Annotated in this window: 19 protein-coding genes; 11 read left to right on the top strand and 8 right to left on the bottom strand. The window is 62.3% G+C overall.

The window, feature by feature from the left end; translation table 11 throughout:
- From ACFT1A_RS09020 to ACFT1A_RS08995, 6 genes are all read right to left on the bottom strand, one after another.
- Positions 1–984: an intradiol ring-cleavage dioxygenase gene (locus tag ACFT1A_RS09020; RefSeq protein ID WP_378446687.1), complete on the bottom strand. Its 984-nt coding sequence runs from the start codon at positions 982–984 to the stop codon at positions 1–3.
- A 66-nt stretch (positions 985–1,050) separates the two neighbouring features.
- A complete protein-coding gene (locus ACFT1A_RS09015; RefSeq protein WP_378446686.1) occupies positions 1,051–1,977 on the bottom strand; it encodes a PaaI family thioesterase in 927 nt (308 codons plus the stop codon).
- A 44-nt stretch (positions 1,978–2,021) separates the two neighbouring features.
- On the bottom strand, positions 2,022–2,804 hold the full coding sequence (locus ACFT1A_RS09010) for a pirin family protein (protein ID WP_378446685.1): 783 nt from the start codon (positions 2,802–2,804) through the stop codon (positions 2,022–2,024).
- 114 nt (positions 2,805–2,918) lie between these two features.
- Positions 2,919–3,665 carry a pirin family protein gene (locus tag ACFT1A_RS09005; RefSeq protein ID WP_378446684.1) on the bottom strand — a complete coding sequence of 249 codons (747 nt, stop codon included), beginning with the start codon at positions 3,663–3,665 and terminating at the stop codon, positions 2,919–2,921.
- 1 nt (position 3,666) lies between these two features.
- Positions 3,667–4,632: a pirin family protein gene (locus ACFT1A_RS09000; RefSeq protein WP_378446683.1), complete on the bottom strand. Its 966-nt coding sequence runs from the start codon at positions 4,630–4,632 to the stop codon at positions 3,667–3,669.
- 131 nt (positions 4,633–4,763) lie between these two features.
- Positions 4,764–5,486, bottom strand: a complete 723-nt coding sequence (locus ACFT1A_RS08995; protein WP_378446682.1) for an IclR family transcriptional regulator — start codon at positions 5,484–5,486, stop codon at positions 4,764–4,766.
- A 138-nt stretch (positions 5,487–5,624) separates the two neighbouring features.
- Here ACFT1A_RS08995 and ACFT1A_RS08990 point away from each other — a divergent pair, with 138 nt between their 5' ends.
- From ACFT1A_RS08990 to ACFT1A_RS08965, 6 genes are all read left to right on the top strand, one after another.
- A complete protein-coding gene (locus ACFT1A_RS08990; protein WP_378446681.1) occupies positions 5,625–6,074 on the top strand; it encodes a nuclear transport factor 2 family protein in 450 nt (149 codons plus the stop codon).
- Positions 6,075–6,123: 49 nt separating this feature from the next.
- The gene (locus ACFT1A_RS08985) at positions 6,124–6,960 is read left to right on the top strand and encodes an SDR family NAD(P)-dependent oxidoreductase (protein ID WP_378446680.1); all 837 of its coding nucleotides are present in this window, start codon (positions 6,124–6,126) and stop codon (positions 6,958–6,960) included.
- Positions 6,953–7,735, top strand: coding sequence for an SDR family NAD(P)-dependent oxidoreductase (locus tag ACFT1A_RS08980; protein ID WP_378446679.1), 783 nt, complete (start codon positions 6,953–6,955; stop codon positions 7,733–7,735). Before ACFT1A_RS08985 ends, ACFT1A_RS08980 begins: the two co-directional genes overlap by 8 nt.
- Positions 7,732–9,189, top strand: coding sequence for an FAD-dependent oxidoreductase (locus tag ACFT1A_RS08975; protein WP_378446678.1), 1,458 nt, complete (start codon positions 7,732–7,734; stop codon positions 9,187–9,189). Before ACFT1A_RS08980 ends, ACFT1A_RS08975 begins: the two co-directional genes overlap by 4 nt.
- Positions 9,190–9,265: 76 nt before the next feature.
- Complete coding sequence (locus ACFT1A_RS08970) at positions 9,266–10,579, top strand: MFS transporter (protein WP_317825652.1); 1,314 nt, start codon at positions 9,266–9,268, stop codon at positions 10,577–10,579.
- A 27-nt stretch (positions 10,580–10,606) separates the two neighbouring features.
- Positions 10,607–11,095: a nuclear transport factor 2 family protein gene (locus ACFT1A_RS08965; RefSeq protein ID WP_230815441.1), complete on the top strand. Its 489-nt coding sequence runs from the start codon at positions 10,607–10,609 to the stop codon at positions 11,093–11,095.
- A gap of 66 nt (positions 11,096–11,161) precedes the next feature.
- On the opposite strand, the gene ACFT1A_RS08960 is transcribed toward ACFT1A_RS08965, so the two are convergent.
- On the bottom strand, positions 11,162–12,802 hold the full coding sequence (locus ACFT1A_RS08960; RefSeq protein ID WP_378446677.1) for an ABC-F family ATP-binding cassette domain-containing protein: 1,641 nt from the start codon (positions 12,800–12,802) through the stop codon (positions 11,162–11,164).
- A gap of 223 nt (positions 12,803–13,025) precedes the next feature.
- Positions 13,026–13,583, bottom strand: a complete 558-nt coding sequence (locus ACFT1A_RS08955) for a TetR/AcrR family transcriptional regulator (protein WP_378446676.1) — start codon at positions 13,581–13,583, stop codon at positions 13,026–13,028.
- Positions 13,584–13,634: 51 nt separating this feature from the next.
- Between ACFT1A_RS08955 and ACFT1A_RS08950 the strand changes: the two genes are divergently transcribed.
- The 5 genes from ACFT1A_RS08950 (at position 13,635) to ACFT1A_RS08930 (ending at position 19,172) form a co-directional block, all read left to right on the top strand.
- Positions 13,635–14,594, top strand: coding sequence for a DMT family transporter (locus tag ACFT1A_RS08950; RefSeq protein WP_378446675.1), 960 nt, complete (start codon positions 13,635–13,637; stop codon positions 14,592–14,594).
- The gene (locus ACFT1A_RS08945; RefSeq protein WP_378446674.1) at positions 14,591–16,186 is read left to right on the top strand and encodes an amidohydrolase; all 1,596 of its coding nucleotides are present in this window, start codon (positions 14,591–14,593) and stop codon (positions 16,184–16,186) included. The genes ACFT1A_RS08950 and ACFT1A_RS08945 overlap by 4 nt, the downstream gene beginning before the upstream one ends.
- Before the next feature lie 763 nt (positions 16,187–16,949).
- Positions 16,950–17,891 carry an Ig-like domain-containing protein gene (locus ACFT1A_RS08940; protein ID WP_378446673.1) on the top strand — a complete coding sequence of 314 codons (942 nt, stop codon included), beginning with the start codon at positions 16,950–16,952 and terminating at the stop codon, positions 17,889–17,891.
- A gap of 215 nt (positions 17,892–18,106) precedes the next feature.
- The gene (locus ACFT1A_RS08935) at positions 18,107–18,607 is read left to right on the top strand and encodes an alternate-type signal peptide domain-containing protein (protein WP_378446672.1); all 501 of its coding nucleotides are present in this window, start codon (positions 18,107–18,109) and stop codon (positions 18,605–18,607) included.
- Between the two features lie 22 nt (positions 18,608–18,629).
- On the top strand, positions 18,630–19,172 hold the full coding sequence (locus ACFT1A_RS08930; RefSeq protein WP_019745195.1) for a hypothetical protein: 543 nt from the start codon (positions 18,630–18,632) through the stop codon (positions 19,170–19,172).
- Positions 19,173–19,181 lie beyond the last annotated feature (9 nt).

Genomic DNA, 19,181 nt, shown 5'->3' with positions numbered 1-19,181 from the left:
TCAGGCGTCGATACCCAGGTTGATGACGGCGAGGTAGGAACCGTCCGACTGCTTTTCGACGGTCATGAGGCCGGTGTCGTCGTAGATGCCGTCACTGGCGTTGTTCGTGTTGTTCTCACGTCCGGTGTGCTCGCTGTACGGGGACTGTGAGTACACCTCGTCGAGGAGCGTCTCGTCGAAGAAGGTCTGCGACGTGAGGACCGTTTTCTTGTCGATGTGCACCTTGACGTGGATGTGCGTCGTGCGGCCCATGTACCAGCCGGGAAAGATCGTGGTGAACTGCGCGATGCCGTTTGCATCGGTGGTCTGGGCCCCGCGTAGGTAGGTGCCGTCGTCGGTGGTGGTGGCTTCGGTGTCGCCGACGCTGTACGAACCGTCCGACGTCTCACCGGAACCACCCATGTCGCCGCCCATCCCGCCGGGTGCGCCTGACGGAGGTTCCCCCATTCCGCCGCCGGGTGCCCCTGACGGAGGTTCCCCCATTCCGCCGGCCGGGGGAGTTCCGCCGCCACCGCCGCCGTTGGCGCTCAGGGAGCCGGATTCGAAACCGGAGTACACGCCGCCGGCGTCGCAGTGCCAGATCTCGACGACGGCGTTACCGACCGCGCCGATACTGCCGTCGGCGTTGCACTGGCTGTTGTCCTGCACACGCATCGCCACCTGCAGCGTGGTGCCCGGACGGTCTTCGCGGATGTCGCCGCGAATGGAGTCGACGTCGAACCAGTAGGGGCCCTGTGTCTCTTCCTTACTCATGACGCATTGGGGTGCCTTGGCCAGAAGTGCGGTCACGGCATCGCCGGACGTGGCCGCAGCGGAAGTACCGGAAGCTGTTGTCGTCGATGCAGCCGCAGCCGACGTAGTCGTGGAAGTGCCACTGTTGCCGGAACAGGCTGCGATGAGCCCGCCCAGGCTGATGGTTCCGCCGAGTGCGAGGGCCCGTCGACGGCTCACGCGTAGCCGGCTTGCTTCGATGTCTTTGTTCACGCCGCTGTACCTCCATTGTGTGGGCTGTTGTCTCAATGGTGGACGGGCGACCTGGTGCGGAACTGGTTATCCGCTGTGAACTTGCTGGGAGAGCATCTGAATGCTCGAGGTGGCCCGCACGTAGACCTGTCCGCCGGCGTCGACGATGCGAGTTTCGATCAGTGCGAGCCTGCGCCCGGCACGAATCACGACGGCCTCGGCGCGCATGATCGGCCCACCGATGTCGGGGGAGCGCAGGAAGTCGATCTTGTGGTCGAGGACGCGATAGTCCTGATCGACGCTGGTCAGCGTCTGCGCTGCCAAACCGGTGATGGCATCGACCGCTGAGATGAGGACACCTCCCTGAACGGCGCCCAACGGGTTGGCCATCCAGGCGACCGGGGCGAACTCGCCCACGACGGAACCCGGGGTCACGTCGACGACCGCAAGATCGAGGAGCCCGGCGAGCGGACCGCGTTCGAGTTCGCCGTCGCGGATTCCTTCGACGACGTCGGACCCGGACAACCCGCTCAGGTTGCTTGTCTTTTCCGGCGTCGGGACGGGCAACGGCTCACCCTCCACGTAGTCGTCGATTCCCACGATGGGAGGACGCGAGACCACCATGGCACGGCCGGCCATCACCGCCAGGAGCGAGCCGTTCTCGTCGCGAAGTTGACCGGACGCGAGCCCGACGCCGTCGTCGAGATGCACGAGTGTGCCGGTGGCGCCGACGTCGGCGACAGCGGGGATGTCGGCGCCCGCACTGACTGTGACCTGCGCGAGCACGGACTGATGGCCCGAGGTCAGTCCCGAGTACACCGCGCCGCCCATGGCACCGTCGATCATGACTCCGATGGAACCGAGCACGGTCTTGCCACGGTGATCGTGGAATCGCTCGCCGACGGCCTGCGCGAAGGCCAGGTCCCCGGGCACGACCGACACGGCGCGCACACCCATCAACGTGTTGAGGGGGTCAAGTTTCTTGACGGGCGCGGCGGAGTTGTCGATGCTCATGCGTCGAGTATCTCCAGCGCACCCAGTCTTGCCGAGACCGGGTCTCAACCACCGATACGTGAATGCATCTCCCAGACGAGGACTTCGGCCCCGGCGTCGGAGGTCAGTTGCTGCCCACCCGAATCGCTCAACCGGACGGCATCACCCTCGTACAGTGTGCCGACGCCCTCCATCTCGGCAGTACCCTGCGCGACGAAGACGTGCAGGAACGGTGCGCTGGGAAGATATACCGAGGTGCCGGGGAGAATTCGCGCGACGTGCATGGCGGCGTTCTTGTTGTTGATGCGAATCGCCGAATGATCCTTGTAGCGGCCCATTCCGGAGGCAACCGGGATCAGACCGCCGCGCAGCAATTCGTCGTCGATCTCGAGTTGTTCGTACCCGGGAGTGAGTCCACCTTCGTCCGGGACCACCCACATCTGGATGAAATGCACGGGGTCGGAATGCTGTTCGCCGCCAATACGCCACGAATCGTTCTTCTCACTGTGCATGATTCCGGTACCGGCGCTCATGCGCTGGGCGAGTCCCGGATAGATGACGCCGGTGTGACCGATGGAATCCTGGTGCACGAGCGAACCGCGAAGCACCCAGGTCACGATTTCCATGTCCTTGTGCGGATGGGTGTCGAAACCGGTTCCCGCCAGTACGGTGTCGTCGTTGTTGACGAGCAGCAATCCGTGATGGGTGTTGTCGGGGTCGTAGTGCTGTCCGAACGAGAACGAATGTTTCGAATCCAGCCAGGAGACGCGGGATTTCAAGCGATCACCGGAGCGGTGCACATCGATGTGCGGTGTCGTCCGTGGGGCCTGTGCTCGACCAGATGCCATGGCTCCTCCTTCTGTGCCACCGGGATCCATCACTGCCGGATCCACCACTACCGGAATCCACCCTACGACGAACCTGCTGTGTAGTCCGAGCATTGGGCGTACTCGGTGGTGTCGTCAGTTCGTCGACGCGTGCATCTCCCACACGAGTATCTCCGCATCGTCGATCCCCTCGACTCGTTGACCACCAGTATCCTTGAGACGCAACGAATCTCCCGGACCGAGCAATCCGACTCCCTCGACGTCGACAGTGCCACTGGCAATGAAGCCGTGCACGTACGGTGCGTCTGGCAGGAATACCGACCCGCCGGTCTCGGGGCGTGCAACATGAAGGGCCGCATGTTTGTTGTGCAAGCTGATCGCGCTGTGATCACGATGCGCGGGCATCCCCGACGCCAGGGTGATCAGGCCACCGGCGTCGAGCTCGGTGTTGATGTCGAGTTCTTGATAACTCGGAGTCACTCCGGATTCGTCCGGCGGTATCCACATCTGAACGAGGTGAACGGGTTCGGTGACACGTGAGCCGTCGGCGCGCCAGCGGTCGTTGCGTTCGGAGTGCAGGATTCCGGTACCGGCGCTCATTCTTTGCGCGAGGCCTCGATGGATGACTCCGGAGTGCCCAGCGGAATCCTGGTGAACCAGGGATCCGCTGAGCACCCACGTCACGATCTCGGTGTCGCGGTGCTGATGAGTGTCGAAACCGTAGTCGGCTTCGATGATGTCGTCGTTGTTCACCAACAGAAGTCCGTGCGCGTACGCGGCGTGATCGAAGTTTCCGGCGAAGGGGAAACTGTGACGCGCCGTGAGCCAGCCGTAGTTGAGATGCGCACGTTCGTCAGCTCGTTGGACGACTATCGACGACATGTCAGCTCAGCGTCTCGTGTGCCGCCGGGATGGATCCCAGGCGTCCGGCCTGGAAGTCCTCGAAAGCCTGCATGACCTCGGACTTGGTGTTCATGACGAAGGGCCCGGCCATCGCGATGGGTTCGCGGATCGGCTTGCCGCCGAGGATGAAGACCTCGAGGGATTCGGTCCGTGAATCCTGGCGATCGGAAGCGGCGACGGTGATGGAGTCACCACGTCCGAAGACAGCTGTCTGTCCGGCACGAATGGGCCGACGCTCGGCCCCGACGGTGCCTTCGCCGGCGAGGACGTAGACGATCGCGTTGAACTCGGGATTCCACGGAAGTGTCAGGCTCGCACCCGGGGCCACAGTCGTGTGGGAGAGCGCGATGGGTGTGTACGTCGAACCGGGTCCGGCGTGGCCGGCGATGTCTCCGGCGATGACGCGTACCAAGGCTCCGCCGTCGGGGGAGGAGAGCAATGCCACCTTGTTACCGGTGATGTCCTGGTACCGCGGCGCTGCCATCTTGTTGTCGCGGGGCAGGTTGACCCACAGTTGGACACCGTGGAACAGGCCGCCGCTGACGACGAGGTGTTCCGGCGGAGTTTCGATGTGGAGGATGCCGCCACCCGCCGTCATCCACTGGGTGTCGCCGCCGCCGATAATGCCGCCGCCGCCGTTGGAGTCCTGGTGCTCCATGATGCCGTCGATCATGTAGGTGACGGTTTCGAATCCGCGGTGCGGGTGCCACGGTGTGCCCTTGGGTTCGCCGGGTGCGTAGTTGACCTCACCCATCTGGTCCATGTGGATGAAGGGGTCGAGGGCGGAGAGGTCTATGCCTGCGAAGGCGCGGTGAACGGGGAAGCCTTCACCTTCGTATCCGACCGGTGCGGTGGTGATGCTCTTGACCGGGCGGTCGACTGCCGACGCTGCCGGCTCGTCGAGGCGGGGCAGGGCCAAGATGTTCTCGACTGTCACAGCAGGCATGTCGTACTCCTCGTGTCCGTGAAGCTGAAGTCAGGTAGTTGATTGTTCAACTATCTCATCAGGAGTCAACAAAGTCGAGCCCCGGGTATTCCCGGGGCCCGACTGGTGTTCGGATCGGCCTGTTCTCTGGATCAGCGCAACATGCTGCCGAGGGTTCTTGCGGCTGCCATGACCTCGGCGCCCAGCGCTGCTTGGTCCTGGGAGTCGAAGACGGAAATTCCGAGGCTGGAAATGGCGTCGCGGCGTCTGCCTGGGATCACTGCCGAGATTCCCAGGACGGACGGGATGACTTCGCCGACGGTCACTGCGTAGCCACGTGCGCGTGCGGCCGTCACTTCCTCTCGTTCCCCACTCGTCGGCGGGAGTGAGGCAAGGATCGAAAGCCCGGCGGAGCCGCGGTCGATCGGATCAACCTGCCCTGGGTGGAACGCGACGTGGACTTTGGCGCTGCGCGGTTCGACCACCATCAGGGCGCGCACTTCGGTGTCGCTCTCGCGGACCACCAGGTGTGCGGTCGCCTCGGTGGCCTCGGCGAGTTCTTGAAGAATCGGGCGAGCGAGGGTGCGCAAATCTTGTTCCACCGGTTCGGCAAGGGTGACCAGCCCGGCGCCGAGAGTGACGCGCTTGAAGGAGTCCTTGCGGCACAGGTGATGAGCCTCGAGTGTGCGGATCAACCGATGTGCGACGGTTCGGTGGACTCCCACGCCGTCGGCGATGTCGGTGACCGACAAGCCGTGCGGATAGGACGTCAGGAGTTTCAGGATCTCGAGTCCGTGGTGCAGCGTTTTCGACATGCTCGAGTCCACTTGAACTGCACTTTTGCGCGGTCGGTGTTCCTCGCTCAGCTCTGACATCAAATCCCTTTCTTGACGTTTGTGAGGTATGCCACCTACGCTTTGAACATATCGCACAGTGTGTGCGATTATCGCACACTTTACGAAGCTGCACAACCTTCGGGTGGATGCAGCGCAGCGTGTTCGGAGAGAACCTTCATGAGCAACTACCGCGTCGTGGCAACGGAGGACGTTGTCGCAATCCATCAGCTGTACGGCCACCAGAGTCATTGCATAGACTCTGGGCGCCAGCAGGATTGGGCGCAGACATTCACCGAAGGCGGTGAGTTTCATTCCCCCAGTTATCCGGAACCCGTGGTCGGTTTCGACGACCTTGCGGCTTTTGCTGCTCGCTTCTACGCTGCGGCGGAAGCTGCCGACGAGGTGCATCGTCACGTTCTGACCAATGTCGTCGTCGAGGCGGTGGACGAGAGTGCTCTGGCAGTGCGCGGGTACCTGCAGATCGTTGCCACCGCTCGCGGCGGCGAGTCGCGACTGGTGCGGATGACGACTGTCGCTGATCGTGTGGTTCGGGTCGGTGAGGAGTGGAAGATCGCCCGCCGCTCCGTCTCCCGTGACGACGCGCCCCGAGCGTCCGAACACGCTTGAAGTACCGAAATGTTTCTTGCACAACAATATTCAGTAGGAGAAGTTCATCATGACCGAAAGCTCTGACCAGACGAACCCGGGCCGCACCGTAGTGACGCAGATGTCGGCGGTATACCCGGAGTTGGCAGGCAAGGTCGCAGTGGTGACCGGTGCGGCCCAGGGAATGGGTGCGACGTTCGCCGAAGGACTGGCAACACGCGGCGTACATGTCGTCGGCGCCGACATCAACGAAGAGCAGATGCTCGCCACGGCCACGCGAATCAACACGAACCTGGAGTCGAATGCACTGGCGGACAAGCCGGGTCGCGTCGTGGGAGCCAGGGTCGACGTCACCAAGCCGGACGAGCACGAGTTGCTTGCCCAGTTGGCACTGAAGGAGTTCCGCCGGGTTGATTTCTGGATCAACAATGCGGGAATCTTCCCGTTCGCACTGGCCGAGGAGATCACCCCGGAGCAGATCGGGGCTACGTTGAGCGTCAACGTCGAAGGAGTGCTCTACGGCGCTCAGGCCGCGGCGCGGCACCTCGGTCCCGGCGGCGCCATCGTCAACATGTCCTCGGTGTCTGCGCTGCGTGTGCGAAAGGGGAGAGGGGCATACTGCACGTCGAAGGCTGCCGTCGCGCACCTCACGGAGTCTCTTGCAGTGGAGTTCGGCGACAAGGGTATTCGGGTCAACTCTATTGCGCCCGGCTACATCGACACGGCGATGACGAAGTGGGTCCAGGAAGATCCGATCGCGCTCGCGAACGCACTCGACGCGGTACCGCTGCATCGTCTGGGCTCGCCCGAAGAGGTCTTCGGCCCGCTGCTGTTCCTGCTCTCGGACAGCGCGCGCTACGTCACCGGGCACAGCATTGCGGTGGACGGTGGTTCGCGGCATGTCTGAGTCCATGACGTATCCCGGCGTCGTTCTCGTTACCGGCGGTGCTGCCGGGATGGGAGCGCATCACGCGCGCACGCTCGCCGCGCGCGGTTCGCATGTCTGCATTGCCGATGTTTCGGATTCATCCGGCGTGGTCGACGACATCGTCGCCGCCGGCGGATCGGCGTCCGCTCACCTTCTCGACGTCACCGATGCCGATGCCTGGGACCGGGTTGTCGACGAAATTCGCACCACCCGTGGGGAACTCGGCGGATTGGTCAACAATGCCGGCATCTCGCGTCGGCTCGAATTCATGGACACCCCGAACGACATCTGGGAACTGACCATGAAGATCAACCTCTTCGGCCCGTTCTACGGTATGAAGGCGGTGGCGCCGCTGATGCGCGAGAGTGGTGGCGGATCGATCGTCAACATCTCGTCCATCGCCGGTCAGATCGGATACTTCTCTCCGGCGTACTCGTCGAGCAAGTGGGGTCTGACCGGTCTGTCGAAGTCGGCGGCAGGCAACTTCGCGCAGTGGGGGATTCGCGTCAACTCGGTGCACCCGGGACTGGTCGGTACCGCGCTGCTCGGCGGCGCGAACGACTTCGTCGCCGCGTCACTGAAGTCGGTTCCCTTCGGACGCATGGGCACTCTCGACGAGATCACCGAAGCAGTGCTGTTCCTGCTCTCGAACAGTTCGACCTACACCACCGGTACGGAACTCACTGTCGACGGCGGGTTGGTGTCGAACGGTCTTTACCACCGCATCATCGCGGAGACTGGAGAACTTTCATGACTGATCACTGGGACGTCGTTGTCATCGGTGGCGGCGGAGCAGGTCTCGCCGCTGCGGTGTCGGCAGCAGAAGAAGGCGCATCCGTTCTGCTGTTCGAGTCCGAAACCGAACTCGGTGGCTCCACCGCGCTTTCAGCCGGAATCTTCACGGCCGCAGGAACAAGCGTGCAGGCAAGTCTCGGAGTCGACGATTCGGCGGAGAAGTTCTTCCAGCACTACATGGACCTCAACCAGTGGATGCTCGCGCCCGGATTGATTCGTGCGTTCTGTGAAAACGCCGGTCCGACACTGGAATGGCTCATCGGACTCGGCGTCGAGATTCCCGCGGCGATCTCGGGTAATGCCCACCAACCTGGGCTCGCCCAAGCCGGCGTCGAGGACGTCTGGCGCGGCCACGTGCCGAAGGATCAGGGATACGGACTGATTCAGGTGCTGGACAAGGCTCGTCGTAAGCACGGCATCGAGGTCATCTTCGGGACTCGGGTGCAGAAGCTGATCGAGGAAGGCGGCCGGGTTGTCGGTGTTGTCGCCGACGACATCGAGGTACCTGCAGGCGCAGTCGTGGTTGCTTCCGGAGGATTCGCGCAGGATCCAGGGTTGGTGGAACGCCACTTCCCGGACGCGAACAAGGCTGGGGACGCGTTGTTCGTCGTCGCGGCGGCGGGTAGCCGCGGAGATCACCTTCGCTTTGCCGAGGACCTCGGGGCTTCGGTGGCCGGCGACGGCTGGGGCTTGATGCTGCCCACCGTCTACTTCCAGCGATTCCATCACTGGCAGGCCGGTTTTCCGCCGAAGTCACGGATCTACGTCAACCAGGACGGCCGTCGATTCATGGACGAGGACAGCTCGTACGCCGTCTCGACCGGCATCATCGACCATCAGGGCGGATACGGATGGATGATCTTCGACGAGAACGCTCGCGTGAATCTGGCTCCGGGATATGCGGATTGGAATCCCGAACGCATCGAGGAAGAAGTTGCCGCCGGTGGCACGATTCGCGCTGACACGATCGAAGCCCTCGCAGTGGCGACTGGTGTTCCGGTTGCGACGTTGACGCAAACGCTGCGTCGATGGAACGAGCAACTGCCCAGCGGCCACGACGACGACTTCCTCCGCCATCGCACGTTGCGGAACAAGGGCGCCGTCGGCAACCCGGATCCTATTGCGGCAGCACCGTTCTATGCCGCGAAAATCCTTCCGGCAGAGCTCGTATGCACGCATGCGGGAATGGAGATCGACACCGATGCGGCCGTACTCGGGCGCACCGGAGTACCAATCGAGGGTCTGTACGCGGCCGGTGAGGCCGGCGCGGGAATCCTCGGACTGAGATACGTGGGCGGTGGCAATGCAGTTGCCAACGCTTTGACCATGGGCCGCGTAGCGGGACGTAATGCGGCGAACTACACCAGGACCAGCGCTGAGCGCGCACCGGTCCATTCCATCGCGCACTCCTGACGTCCGACGTCTGCGCGGCACCGAATCCAGTCAGTATCCAATCCAGGCAGGGAACAACATGTCAGAGAATGAGACCATGGCGAGAGCCGAATTCACCGAGGGCAGCAGCGTGGCAACCGAACGACAGTCGACGACGAAGGTAATTCGCGCGGCCATCGTCGGTACCGTCGTCGAGTACTACGACTTCGGTATCTACGGGTATATGGCGACAACCATCGCCGCGCTGTTCTTCGTCTCCCACGACCCGAACGCAGCACTGCTCGGTACCTTCGCGGCATTCGCCGTGGCCTTCTTCCTACGTGTGCCAGGCGGAATCTTCTTCGGCCATATCGGCGACAAGTACGGCCGCAAGAACGCCTTGTCCTGGACCATCCTCCTGATGGTTCTGGCGACAGCAGGAATGGGCTTGCTGCCGACTTACGCCACGTTGGGTGTGTGGGCGACGTCCATCCTCGTTCTGGCTCGTTGCCTGCAGGGCTTCGCGGCCGGCGGTGAACTCGGCGGCGCCAACGCGTTCGTCTCCGAGTCCGCTCCCAAGCGGTGGCGTGCGACGCAGACGTCGATGGTCAACACCGGCACCTACCTGGGTTCGTTGGCAGCTTCGCTCATGGCTCTCGGCCTGACCTCGGTGTTCTCGCAAGAGCAGATCCTCGAATGGGCTTGGCGCATCCCGTTCCTGCTCAGCCTGCTGATCGGTGGCATCGGTATCTGGATCCGTAGCCAGATGGAAGACACTCCTCAGTTCGAAGAACTGCAGGACAAGGGTGAGACCAAGAAGCTTCCCATCCGGGAACTGCTCAGCACCTCCGGCGGCAGCGTCGTCAAGATCATCATGCTGGGCGCACTCATCACCGGTGGCTACTACATCGCCTCGGTATATGCCGCGACTTACCTGCAGACCACGGGCGGTCATTCGTCGCGGGTTGCCTTCCTTTCCACCTCCCTTGCACTGGTTCTCGGCGTCATCACGTTGCCGATCTCGGGATACATGGCAGACAAGTACGGGCGTCGGCCGGTGCTGTTCGCCGGTAGTGCCGCCGCCGTGGTTCTCGGAATCCCGATGTTCATGATGATGGCCGGTTCCGGCATCTGGCAGGCGGTTGTGGGTCAGTCGGTGCTCTTCATCTGTGTTTCCGTCGTCAACGGTGCTTCGTACGTGACCTATGTCGAGATGCTGAAAGCATCTGTGCGGTACAGCGGTCTGGCATTGGGTAACAACGTCACCAACATGTTCCTCGGTGGCACCGCGCCTTTCATCGCCACCTATCTGATCAGCTTGACCGGTAACTCTCTCGCTCCGGCTGGATACTTCGTCTTCTGCGCCGTGATCACCCTCGTCACGGTCTTCTTCATCAAGGAGACCAAGGGTGTTGAGCTGCAGGTTGATTGATCATCCGGGTAGAACAGGAGCGTGACCGTGTCCCTCGCTGACAAGCAAGCAATCACCGAAGTTCTGTATCGCTATGCTCGGGCCGTCGATCGGAAAGACTTCGACAGCGTTGCCCTCTGCTACTTCGACGATGCGATAGACAACCACGGTGGTTACATCGGAACCGTCGACGGGCTCATCGAAGACATGAAGCTCAGACACAAGACGATCGACTCGTCGATTCACTGCATTTCCAACATTCTGATCGACGTCAACGGCGATGTCGCTCAGTGCGAGTCGTACTGCTTGTGTTTCCTGCGTCAGGAGCGATCAGGTCCGGATGCCGTGCAGACCCTTGCGACGATCAAGTGTCGGTACGTCGACAGGTTCGAAAGGCGCCATGGTGAATGGCGAATCGCCGATCGGATCGTCGTATTCGACGAATCGCGTGAAGACGTGATCGAGAACGTCTTACCCACGGACTGGGTGACGCAGCGTCGATCGTTCGACGACCCGGTCTACACCAGGATTCCCTGACCGGTCGTGCAGACGAAGGCCTTCACACACGATGTGTGTGAAGGCCTTCGTCTGTTCAGCGCTTGATCAGTCCGCTAGAGCCGGCGCCGCGACCTCGGTCAAACAGCCGTCCGAGAGTCGAAGCCAGCGTTCGACCTTCACCTCGGCCAGGAATCTCTCGTCATGACTGACCACCACGAACGCCCCCCGATATGCGTTCAGGGCGCTTTCGAGTTGAGCAACACTCACCAAGTCGAGGTTGTTGGTCGGCTCGTCGAGAAGCAGCAGCTGTGGGGCCGGATCGGCAAAGAGAACGCATGCCAACGTAGCTCGCAATCGTTCACCACCCGAGAGGGCGGCGACGGGCAGGTGAGCACCCGCACCCCGAAAGAGGAAGCGTGCCAGTATGTTCATGCGTTCCGGCGCCGGGAGATTCGGAGCAGACAATGCAAAGTTCTCCGCGACGGTGCGCGTGGGGTCGAGGAGGTCGAGCCTTTGTGACAGGTAGGCCACCCGACCGTCGGCTCGCTTGATCTCACCGGAAGTCGGCGCCAAGTCCCCACTGACGATTCTCAGTAACGTCGACTTTCCGACGCCGTTCGGCCCCGTCAAGGCGATACGTTCCGGTCCTCGAATGGCCAGGTCAGCTCCGGGTTCGACGAAGATCGTACGTTTGTCGAACGCGAATTGCATTCGCTCACCGAGGAATACCGTCCGGCCGGCCGGTACGTAGGTTCCCGGCAATTCGAGCGAAATGGTCTGGTCGTCTCGGAGAGCTCGACCGGCTTGGTCGAGTCGTTCCTTTGCCGCGTCGACCCGGGCGAGGTGTGTCTCGTTGGCCTTGCCCGCCGACTCCTGGGCATTGCGCTTCATGGTCCCCGCAAAGATCTTGGGCAAGCCCGCATTCCCCAGATTGCGGGCAGCGTTACTTGCGCGTCGTGAGGCTCGTTCTCGGGCCTGCTGCAGTTCGCGCTTCTCGCGTTTGACCTCTTGCTCCGCGTTGCGGATGTTCTTCTCCGTCACTTCGCGAGCCGAACGTGCAGCAGCTTCGTATTCGGTGAAATTGCCACCGTAGAAGCTGATCTCGCCGCTGTGGAGTTCGGCGATGCGGTCCATGCGGTCGAGTAGGCCTCGATCGTGGCTGACGACGAACAGGCAACCACTCCACTCGTCGAGAACGTCGTAGAGCCTGTGGCGCGCGTCGAGGTCGAGGTTGTTGGTCGGTTCGTCGAGGAGAAGGACATCGGGGCGTCGCAGTAGTTGAGCCGCCAGTCCGAGGGAGACCACCTGCCCGCCGCTCAGAGTGTCGAGGCGACGATCGAACGTCATGTCGCCCAAACCGAGTCGGCCGAGTTGGGCTCGCGTGCGCTCCTCGATATCCCAGTCGGACCCGATTGTCGTGAAGTGTTCTTCTTGCGTGTCCCCGGATTCGACGGCGTCAAGCGCGTCAAGAATCGGGGCAATGCCCAAGACCTCGGCAACGGTCAGATCGCCCGTCAGTGGCAGATCCTGCGGAAGGTATCCGAGAACGCCGTCGACAGACACACTTCCCGAGCGCGGGTGCAGTTGACCGGCGATCAGTCTGAGCAAAGTGCTTTTCCCGACGCCGTTCTGGGCAACCAGTCCGGTTCGGCCACCAGGCACGGTGAAGGACAGTTGGTCGAAGACCGGAGTGTCGTCCGGCCAGGCAAAAGACAGATTCGAGCAAACGATATAGGTATCGGGCATGAATAGACCTCAGAAGTCGTGCGGGCGCGGCAACGCTGCTCCGCGAAGAGTCGGGTGAGTGAACGACAACATGGCCACGACGGCAGCGCTCGAAGCGTCTACCGGTGGCCGTCATGCCCGGTTTTATCCGGAGATGTCGAGTTCACCAACCATGTCTGATCCTTTTGGTCTGTGTCGTTTCATCCGACGATAACAGGGGTCGGTATTTACATGCGAGCGTTGTCTACATGCGAGCAATGCCGGCGCAGAGAAGTTCGACCAGTCGTCGATACACCAGATCGGGGTCGGTTCCTGCGGGTTGGCCCTCTACCGATTCGAGGATGCAGAAACCGTGCAGCGCGCTACGAAGAGACCACGCCGCCTGCTCTGAATCATCCGGGCTCAGACCGTATCCCGCGATCACCCGGTTGATGACCTCGACCACCTCGCCGACAGCCGAGACCAGATCGGGATGCGGAGCGGTGGGGTAGCGATCGGTGATGGCGTAGAGACCGGGGTGCGCCCGGACGAAGGCGCGCCATGCGTCGGCGAGCGCCGTGACGGCGTCGTCGCGGGAGAGGCCGACAGCGGCGGCGCGCAGTTGTTGGGCGAGAAGGTTGCGTGCGAGGAGGCTGAGTTGATGTTGGACGTCGTCCACCCCGTCGACGTGTTTGTAGAGGGCTGACTGCCGGACGTCGAGGGTCTCGGCGAGTTGACTCAGTACCAGAGCGTCGGCGCCTTTGCTGTCGACCAGGTCGGCAGCGGCAGCGATCACGCGTTCACGGGTAACCGGAGTTCTCATGTACGCATCTTCCCTGTATGACAGGCCTCGCGTAGGTGATACCTTATCACCATGAGTGATGATGCATTGCCGAGTGAGATGTCCGGCGACCACCTGCGTCGTCGTGACCTGCGCGTAGTCGTCACCGGTGCATGCATCCTCGGGTTGACCTCGGTGCTCTACGAACTCTCCGGGGTGTCGCCGTCGACTGGTGCGTTCTTTCGGTGCCTCTATGCACTCGTCCCACTCGGCGTACTCGTGCTCGTCCAGCGTCGCCGGTCACCCCGGCGGTCGGCGGCGGCGCCCTGGATTGTGAAGTCTCTACTTGCCGGAGCTTTCCTCGGAGTCGATCTGGTGCTCTGGCACGAGTCGATTCATTCGATCGGGGCAGGTCTTTCGACGGTGATCCTGAACCTGCAGGTGCTGTTCGTCGCAATCCTCGGCTACGTTGTTCTGCGTCAACGGATCGGCCGGGAATTGGTCGCGAGCCTTCCGCTGCTCTTCGTCGGAGTTGCCCTGGTAGCCGGGACGAGCACCACGCTCACGGGATCGAATCCTGCTGTCGGAGCGTCGTTTGCCGTGATCGCCGCAGGTGCCTACGCGGTCTACATCTTCCTCATGGGTCTGGCTACTCGGGCGGCGGGCAGAACGGCGTTGCCGATGTTCGTCTCGACCGGAGCCACTGCCCTCACGGCAGGTGTCTACGGCCTCGTGAGTGGAACTTTGGATCTGACGCCTTCGCTCGTAGCTCAAGGCTGGCTTGTGCTGCTCGCGTTGGTGTCTCAGGTGATCGGGTGGCTGCTGGTGGCCAGCGCCAGTCAACGCCTGCCCGCCAGTGCCGTCGCCGCCAGCCTCGTGTTGCAGTCGGCGTCGGCACTGCTGTTCGGTGCGGTGCTGCTTGCGCAGGCCCCGACACTTGTCCAACTCGCGGGTGCCGGAATGATTCTGGCCGGAGTGGTTGTCGCGACACGGATACCCCCGAAGAAGTCCTCGACGACTGTTGTCGGAAAACGAATGGAGACAAGCGTATGACCACGGCGGCTGACCGCATCTACATCAACGGCGATATCAGGCCCATGGACAGTACGGTCGGCCACAACCCGACCGCAATGGCTGTAAAGGGCGGCAGATTCGTCGCCCTCGGAACTGATGCCGAGATCTCGGCGCTGTCCGATCACGAAACCGCTGTCGTCGATCTCGCCGGGGCGGTGGTCGTTCCGGGGTTCATCGAGACGCACCTGCATCCGATGATGTGGGGCTTGATGCTCAGTGGGGTCGACGCAACGACGGGTGCGTGCCCCACCATCGAGAAGCTGATCACGGCGTTGGCTGCGCGGGCCGCGATCACACCGGTCGGCGAGCCCATCGAAGCCTGGGGCTTCGACGACAGCCTCGTGGCGGACGATCGTGGCCTGACCGCAGCTGATCTCGACAAGGCTTCCACCGACCATCCGATTCTGGTGCGGCACTTGTCTGCTCACGGGATCTATGTCAACTCGGTCGCATTGGAGAAGGCCGGGATCGATGCCACCACGGTTGACCCGGAGGGCGGTGTCATCATTCGGGACAGCGACGGTGTACCCACCGGTGAGCTGTGTGAGATTCCGGCAATGTCTCTGGTACACGGCCTGGTTCCGGAAATGAATCCGGATGCATCCAAGACTGCGATGCTGCGGGCGCAGGAAGTCATGGCGTCGGTGGGCGTGACGAGTTTCCACGACATGTACGTCACGGCCGAGATGTACGAGGCGTACCGGCAACTCGACGCCGATGGTGAACTGCGTCTGCGTGCGCGCCTCTATCTCGGCCACGGGGTGCACGATCAGTTGGGTGAACTCGCCGATTCGAGCGACCGAATCCGTGTGGGTGGCGTCAAACTCATTTCGGACGGGTCGATTCAGTTGCACACTGCTGCTCTGAGCGAGCCTTACCACGATCTGGATGGATGTCACTGCGGCGGAATGGCAATCCCGGCAGGTGCACTCGGGTCACTCGTCGAGGAGCATCACGTTGCCGGCCGGCAGGTTGCTATCCATACCAACGGTGATCAGGCCATCGATTTTGCATTGGACGCAATTGCCGCGGCTCGGGCAGCGCACCCGGACGTCGAAGTCTCGCATCGACTCGAGCACGTTCAGACCTTGCGGGAAGATCAGATCGCGCGAATGGTCGAACTCGGGGTGGTGGCGTCGATCTTCGTGAACCACGTCTACTACTGGGGCGACCGGCACCGCGATCGTTTTCTCGGACCGGGTCGCGGCGAACGGATCAGCCCCGTGGCGTCGGTGGTGGCGGCCGGGCTTGCCTACGCGCTGCATTGCGACTGCCCAGTCACTCCGGTGAACCCGCTCTTCACCATGAACACTGCCGTACATCGAGTGACGCGAGAAGGTCATGTTCTGGGTGCAGATCAACGGGTTTCCGCATCCGATGCGTTGGCCGGCTACACGAGTGCTGCCGCTCGTCTCACCGGTGAGTCATCGGACAAAGGTCGGATAGCGGTGGGACTTTTGGCGGATTTTGTTGTGCTCGACGGAGATCCGTTGCACAGCGCTTCGGCGGACTTGAATGAACTGGCGATCCTGCGCACGGTTGTCGGCGGTGAGACCGTCTTCGAGGTGTAGTCGCACACGTTGTTTTACTTTGCGTTTGGGTGCCGATAGTCAACTCCTTACTGGCGTCGGTGACTGTCGGTGTACGTAGGCCGGGAAGCGAATGTGCTTCCCGGCCTGTTGCTTTGGGCGCAGTGAAGCGTCCGCGATTCGATGGTTTCGACAAAGATATTGGTGGAGTATCGATTTCGGTGCGCACGCGAGTTGCCGCGGTCGGCTGATCCGAACGGGTGCAGCGATCGGTGACGTCTTTCGTCGGCCGCGCTCGCAAAATGAATGTGACGGCTCATCGAAGGGGCTCGTTCCCTCTGTTTGCTCGAGGGTCGCTGTTGTCTGCAGCTAAGTGTGTGAAATCTTCGCGGGCACACCAAGGTCATGTAGAACGTGTTCTCGTTGGGATTGGAACGAATCGCCCGTTCGATAACAGATCGTTTTCGGAGAACTAGTTATGATGCACAGCTAACTATTTCCAATGACACTGGTCAGGGTGCAAAATTCGCTCGTGACGGATGTCGAAATTGCTCCTGAACGTTTGACCAGTAAAACCGCCACAAAAGCTGATACGTGTGATAAAAATTGATCCGAAGTGGAACAGTAGCTATGCATGAGCGAGGGCATGCACAGCATTTCGGTTCGACTCGCAAGCCTTCTGCAACATGTTTGGCACTTTTGATGTTCGGCATTTTCGACGTTCGGCACCGATGGCGGATGTACCTGGATCCGTTGTCTCTTCACCTCCATACCCGGCAACGGGACAGATGAAATGAGTCTTCACATGCCTCGATTTTTCCCGGTCGGGGACGGACACGAATCCCGTCTCCCTCGGCGCGCCACTGCTGTGTTGGCGGCGCTGCCGGCTGCACTGCTTCTCGCGACTTCGGGTGCGCTGCTCGCACCCGGTATCGCCTCGGCCGCCCCGGGCGACGACATCACGGACCAGTGCCTGGAGATGTCCCAGGACGGTGGACCCTGGGTGAAGCCAGCGGCCTTCGATCCCAGTGGAACCGACTACATCCCGATCCCCGGCGACGAGGGCACGCAGTTGGCCTTCAATGTTCGTAATGTCTGCGACCTTCCTGCCACGCTCACTCTTTTCAGTGAGAGCTGGTCCGTCTCGGGCGGCGGCACTGCGACAGTGCGGGGCAAGCTCGACGGCCAGGTCGGCCAGCAGTTCGTCATCGGGCCGAATGCGGATTCGTCGACTCGGATCGAGCTGGTGAAAACGCCTCTCGCGCAGAACGTCAACGTGATGGCCGGTTTCATGATCGGCATCCCGGCCGGCGAAGTTGTGCAGGGATACGAGATCAACCCCGGCTGGGGTCTCGTTCTCGTGGAGGGCGAGCCCGCCGTGGCCGCTCCCAGTGCACCGACCGGTTTGACTCTGGGTTCGGCCGAGGTTGAGGCGGGCACACCCGTCAAGGTCTCCGGCAACGCAGAGCCGAACAGTACCGTCACCGTGACCGGAGGCGGCGCCACCTGCACCGCCACCGCGGATACGAGTGGGAACTTCAGCTGCAATCTGACGATCACCACGCCCGGCAGTCATCCGATCACCGCCACTGCGACAAATGCGGGTGGGACCAGCCCCGCCTCTACGGCGGTCACAGTGAAGGTGACGGCGAAAACCACCGATCCAGGTGGCAGCAGCAGCGGTTCGCTCGGAAGTAGCACCGGTTCGCTCGGAAGTCTCGACCTGTTCGGCAGCCTCGGGGGATAGCCCTCCGGCCCACGCGACCACCTAGACCTCGCGATGCGCGGGGCGATCTCGAAACTATCCGCGCATCGCCAGCCTTCTCGGCCACCGAATTCATTCGGCGGCTTCGATTCCCATGCCCCTTCCAGGGCTGTTTCACCGGAGTGCACATCCGCACGGCCCGGGCTCAACCAAGCGCGTCGGATGTCCCGCCGCGAACTGCACAGGAGGAATACCAGATGAACAAGACCACAAAGGGTGCCATCGCCGCTGGTGCGGCTGCCGTTCTGCTCGCAGGCGGTGCCGGCACCATGGCCGCGTGGAACGCGTCGACCGGCGCTGGCGGAAGCCAGACCGTCGGCGCGGGCTCGATGACGATCAGCGAAGCGGCGGGCTCCGGTGTGTGGAAGCTCGGCGGGAATGCATTCAACCCGACCACCGACAAAGTCGTCCCCGGTGACGTCCTCACCTACACCGCGACGTACAACTACAACCTCGTCGGCACCAACCTCAAGGCGACGCTCACACCGACCGTCGGCGGTATCTCCGGGGCTCTCGCGAGCAAGCTGGAGGTCGCGACTGCCGGTGGGCAGAACGCGACCGTCACTGCGGGCAGCGGCACTCGGGCTATCACCACCACGATCACGTTCAAGCCGGACACCACCAACACGGACGGTGCGGGCGAGGCAGCCACGCTGTCCGGAGCCTCGGTCACCCTCGAGCAGACGCTCACCCCGTAATTCGAGACCAGAAGAAGGTCACGTGAAGACCCAATACAAATGGGCGATCGCAGCGTCGTCGGTTCTGCTCATCGGGTTCGTCTCGGTGCAGCAGACCGGCGCGCTGTGGCGCGATACCGCAGAATCGACCGGCGGCACTATCCAGGCAGGCATGCTCGATATCTCTGCCGGCGGTGAAGGGGTCAAGCAGTTCAACCTCGATGGGTTCAAGTTGGACAACAAGGGCCCGGGCGACAGCATTCAGATGCCTCTGCCGGTGATCAACTCCGGCAACGTGCAGATGAACTACGTGCTTTCCGATGTTGTGCTCAACGGCGCGACCCCACCGCCGCTGAGCCTGCGCGTGGCCAAGGTAGCCAACGAGGCGGCCTGCACCGCCACTGGCGACGTGGGCACTGAGCTCTACAACGGTGCCATGGACGGCGCGGCCTTTTCCGAACAGCTGGTTCCGGCCGGGCAGATGCAGGTGTTGTGCCTGCGGGCCACGCTGGGCCAGGGCGCAGCAGCGAGCCAACAGTCCAACGCGACATTCACTTTCGATGCAAGCTCAGTGAGCCAGTCATGACCGTCACCG

It is taken from the genome of Rhodococcus sp. NPDC057135 (genome assembly GCF_042670865.1).
Taxonomy (GTDB): domain Bacteria; phylum Actinomycetota; class Actinomycetes; order Mycobacteriales; family Mycobacteriaceae; genus Rhodococcus_F.
Note: the sequence above shows the minus strand (reverse complement) of the source record. Positions and strands in the feature narration are given on the sequence as shown.

What these genes read in the sequence shown, in the direction of transcription:
- ACFT1A_RS08990 (WP_378446681.1), top strand. Translation starts at nt 5,625, where the DNA reads ATGAGCAACTACCGCGTCGTGGCAACGGAGGACGTTGTCGCAATCCAT.
- ACFT1A_RS08950 (WP_378446675.1), top strand. Translation starts at nt 13,635, where the DNA reads ATGAGTGATGATGCATTGCCGAGTGAGATGTCCGGCGACCACCTGCGT.
- ACFT1A_RS09015 (WP_378446686.1), bottom strand. Translation starts at nt 1,977, where the DNA reads ATGAGCATCGACAACTCCGCCGCGCCCGTCAAGAAACTTGACCCCCTC.
- ACFT1A_RS08975 (WP_378446678.1), top strand. Translation starts at nt 7,732, where the DNA reads ATGACTGATCACTGGGACGTCGTTGTCATCGGTGGCGGCGGAGCAGGT.
- ACFT1A_RS08970 (WP_317825652.1), top strand. Translation starts at nt 9,266, where the DNA reads ATGGCGAGAGCCGAATTCACCGAGGGCAGCAGCGTGGCAACCGAACGA.
- ACFT1A_RS08940 (WP_378446673.1), top strand. Translation starts at nt 16,950, where the DNA reads ATGCCTCGATTTTTCCCGGTCGGGGACGGACACGAATCCCGTCTCCCT.
- ACFT1A_RS08995 (WP_378446682.1), bottom strand. Translation starts at nt 5,486, where the DNA reads ATGTCAGAGCTGAGCGAGGAACACCGACCGCGCAAAAGTGCAGTTCAA.
- ACFT1A_RS08945 (WP_378446674.1), top strand. Translation starts at nt 14,591, where the DNA reads ATGACCACGGCGGCTGACCGCATCTACATCAACGGCGATATCAGGCCC.
- ACFT1A_RS08980 (WP_378446679.1), top strand. Translation starts at nt 6,953, where the DNA reads ATGTCTGAGTCCATGACGTATCCCGGCGTCGTTCTCGTTACCGGCGGT.
- ACFT1A_RS08935 (WP_378446672.1), top strand. Translation starts at nt 18,107, where the DNA reads ATGAACAAGACCACAAAGGGTGCCATCGCCGCTGGTGCGGCTGCCGTT.
- ACFT1A_RS08960 (WP_378446677.1), bottom strand. Translation starts at nt 12,802, where the DNA reads ATGCCCGATACCTATATCGTTTGCTCGAATCTGTCTTTTGCCTGGCCG.
- ACFT1A_RS09010 (WP_378446685.1), bottom strand. Translation starts at nt 2,804, where the DNA reads ATGGCATCTGGTCGAGCACAGGCCCCACGGACGACACCGCACATCGAT.
- ACFT1A_RS08985 (WP_378446680.1), top strand. Translation starts at nt 6,124, where the DNA reads ATGACCGAAAGCTCTGACCAGACGAACCCGGGCCGCACCGTAGTGACG.
- ACFT1A_RS09005 (WP_378446684.1), bottom strand. Translation starts at nt 3,665, where the DNA reads ATGTCGTCGATAGTCGTCCAACGAGCTGACGAACGTGCGCATCTCAAC.
- ACFT1A_RS08955 (WP_378446676.1), bottom strand. Translation starts at nt 13,583, where the DNA reads ATGAGAACTCCGGTTACCCGTGAACGCGTGATCGCTGCCGCTGCCGAC.
- ACFT1A_RS09000 (WP_378446683.1), bottom strand. Translation starts at nt 4,632, where the DNA reads ATGCCTGCTGTGACAGTCGAGAACATCTTGGCCCTGCCCCGCCTCGAC.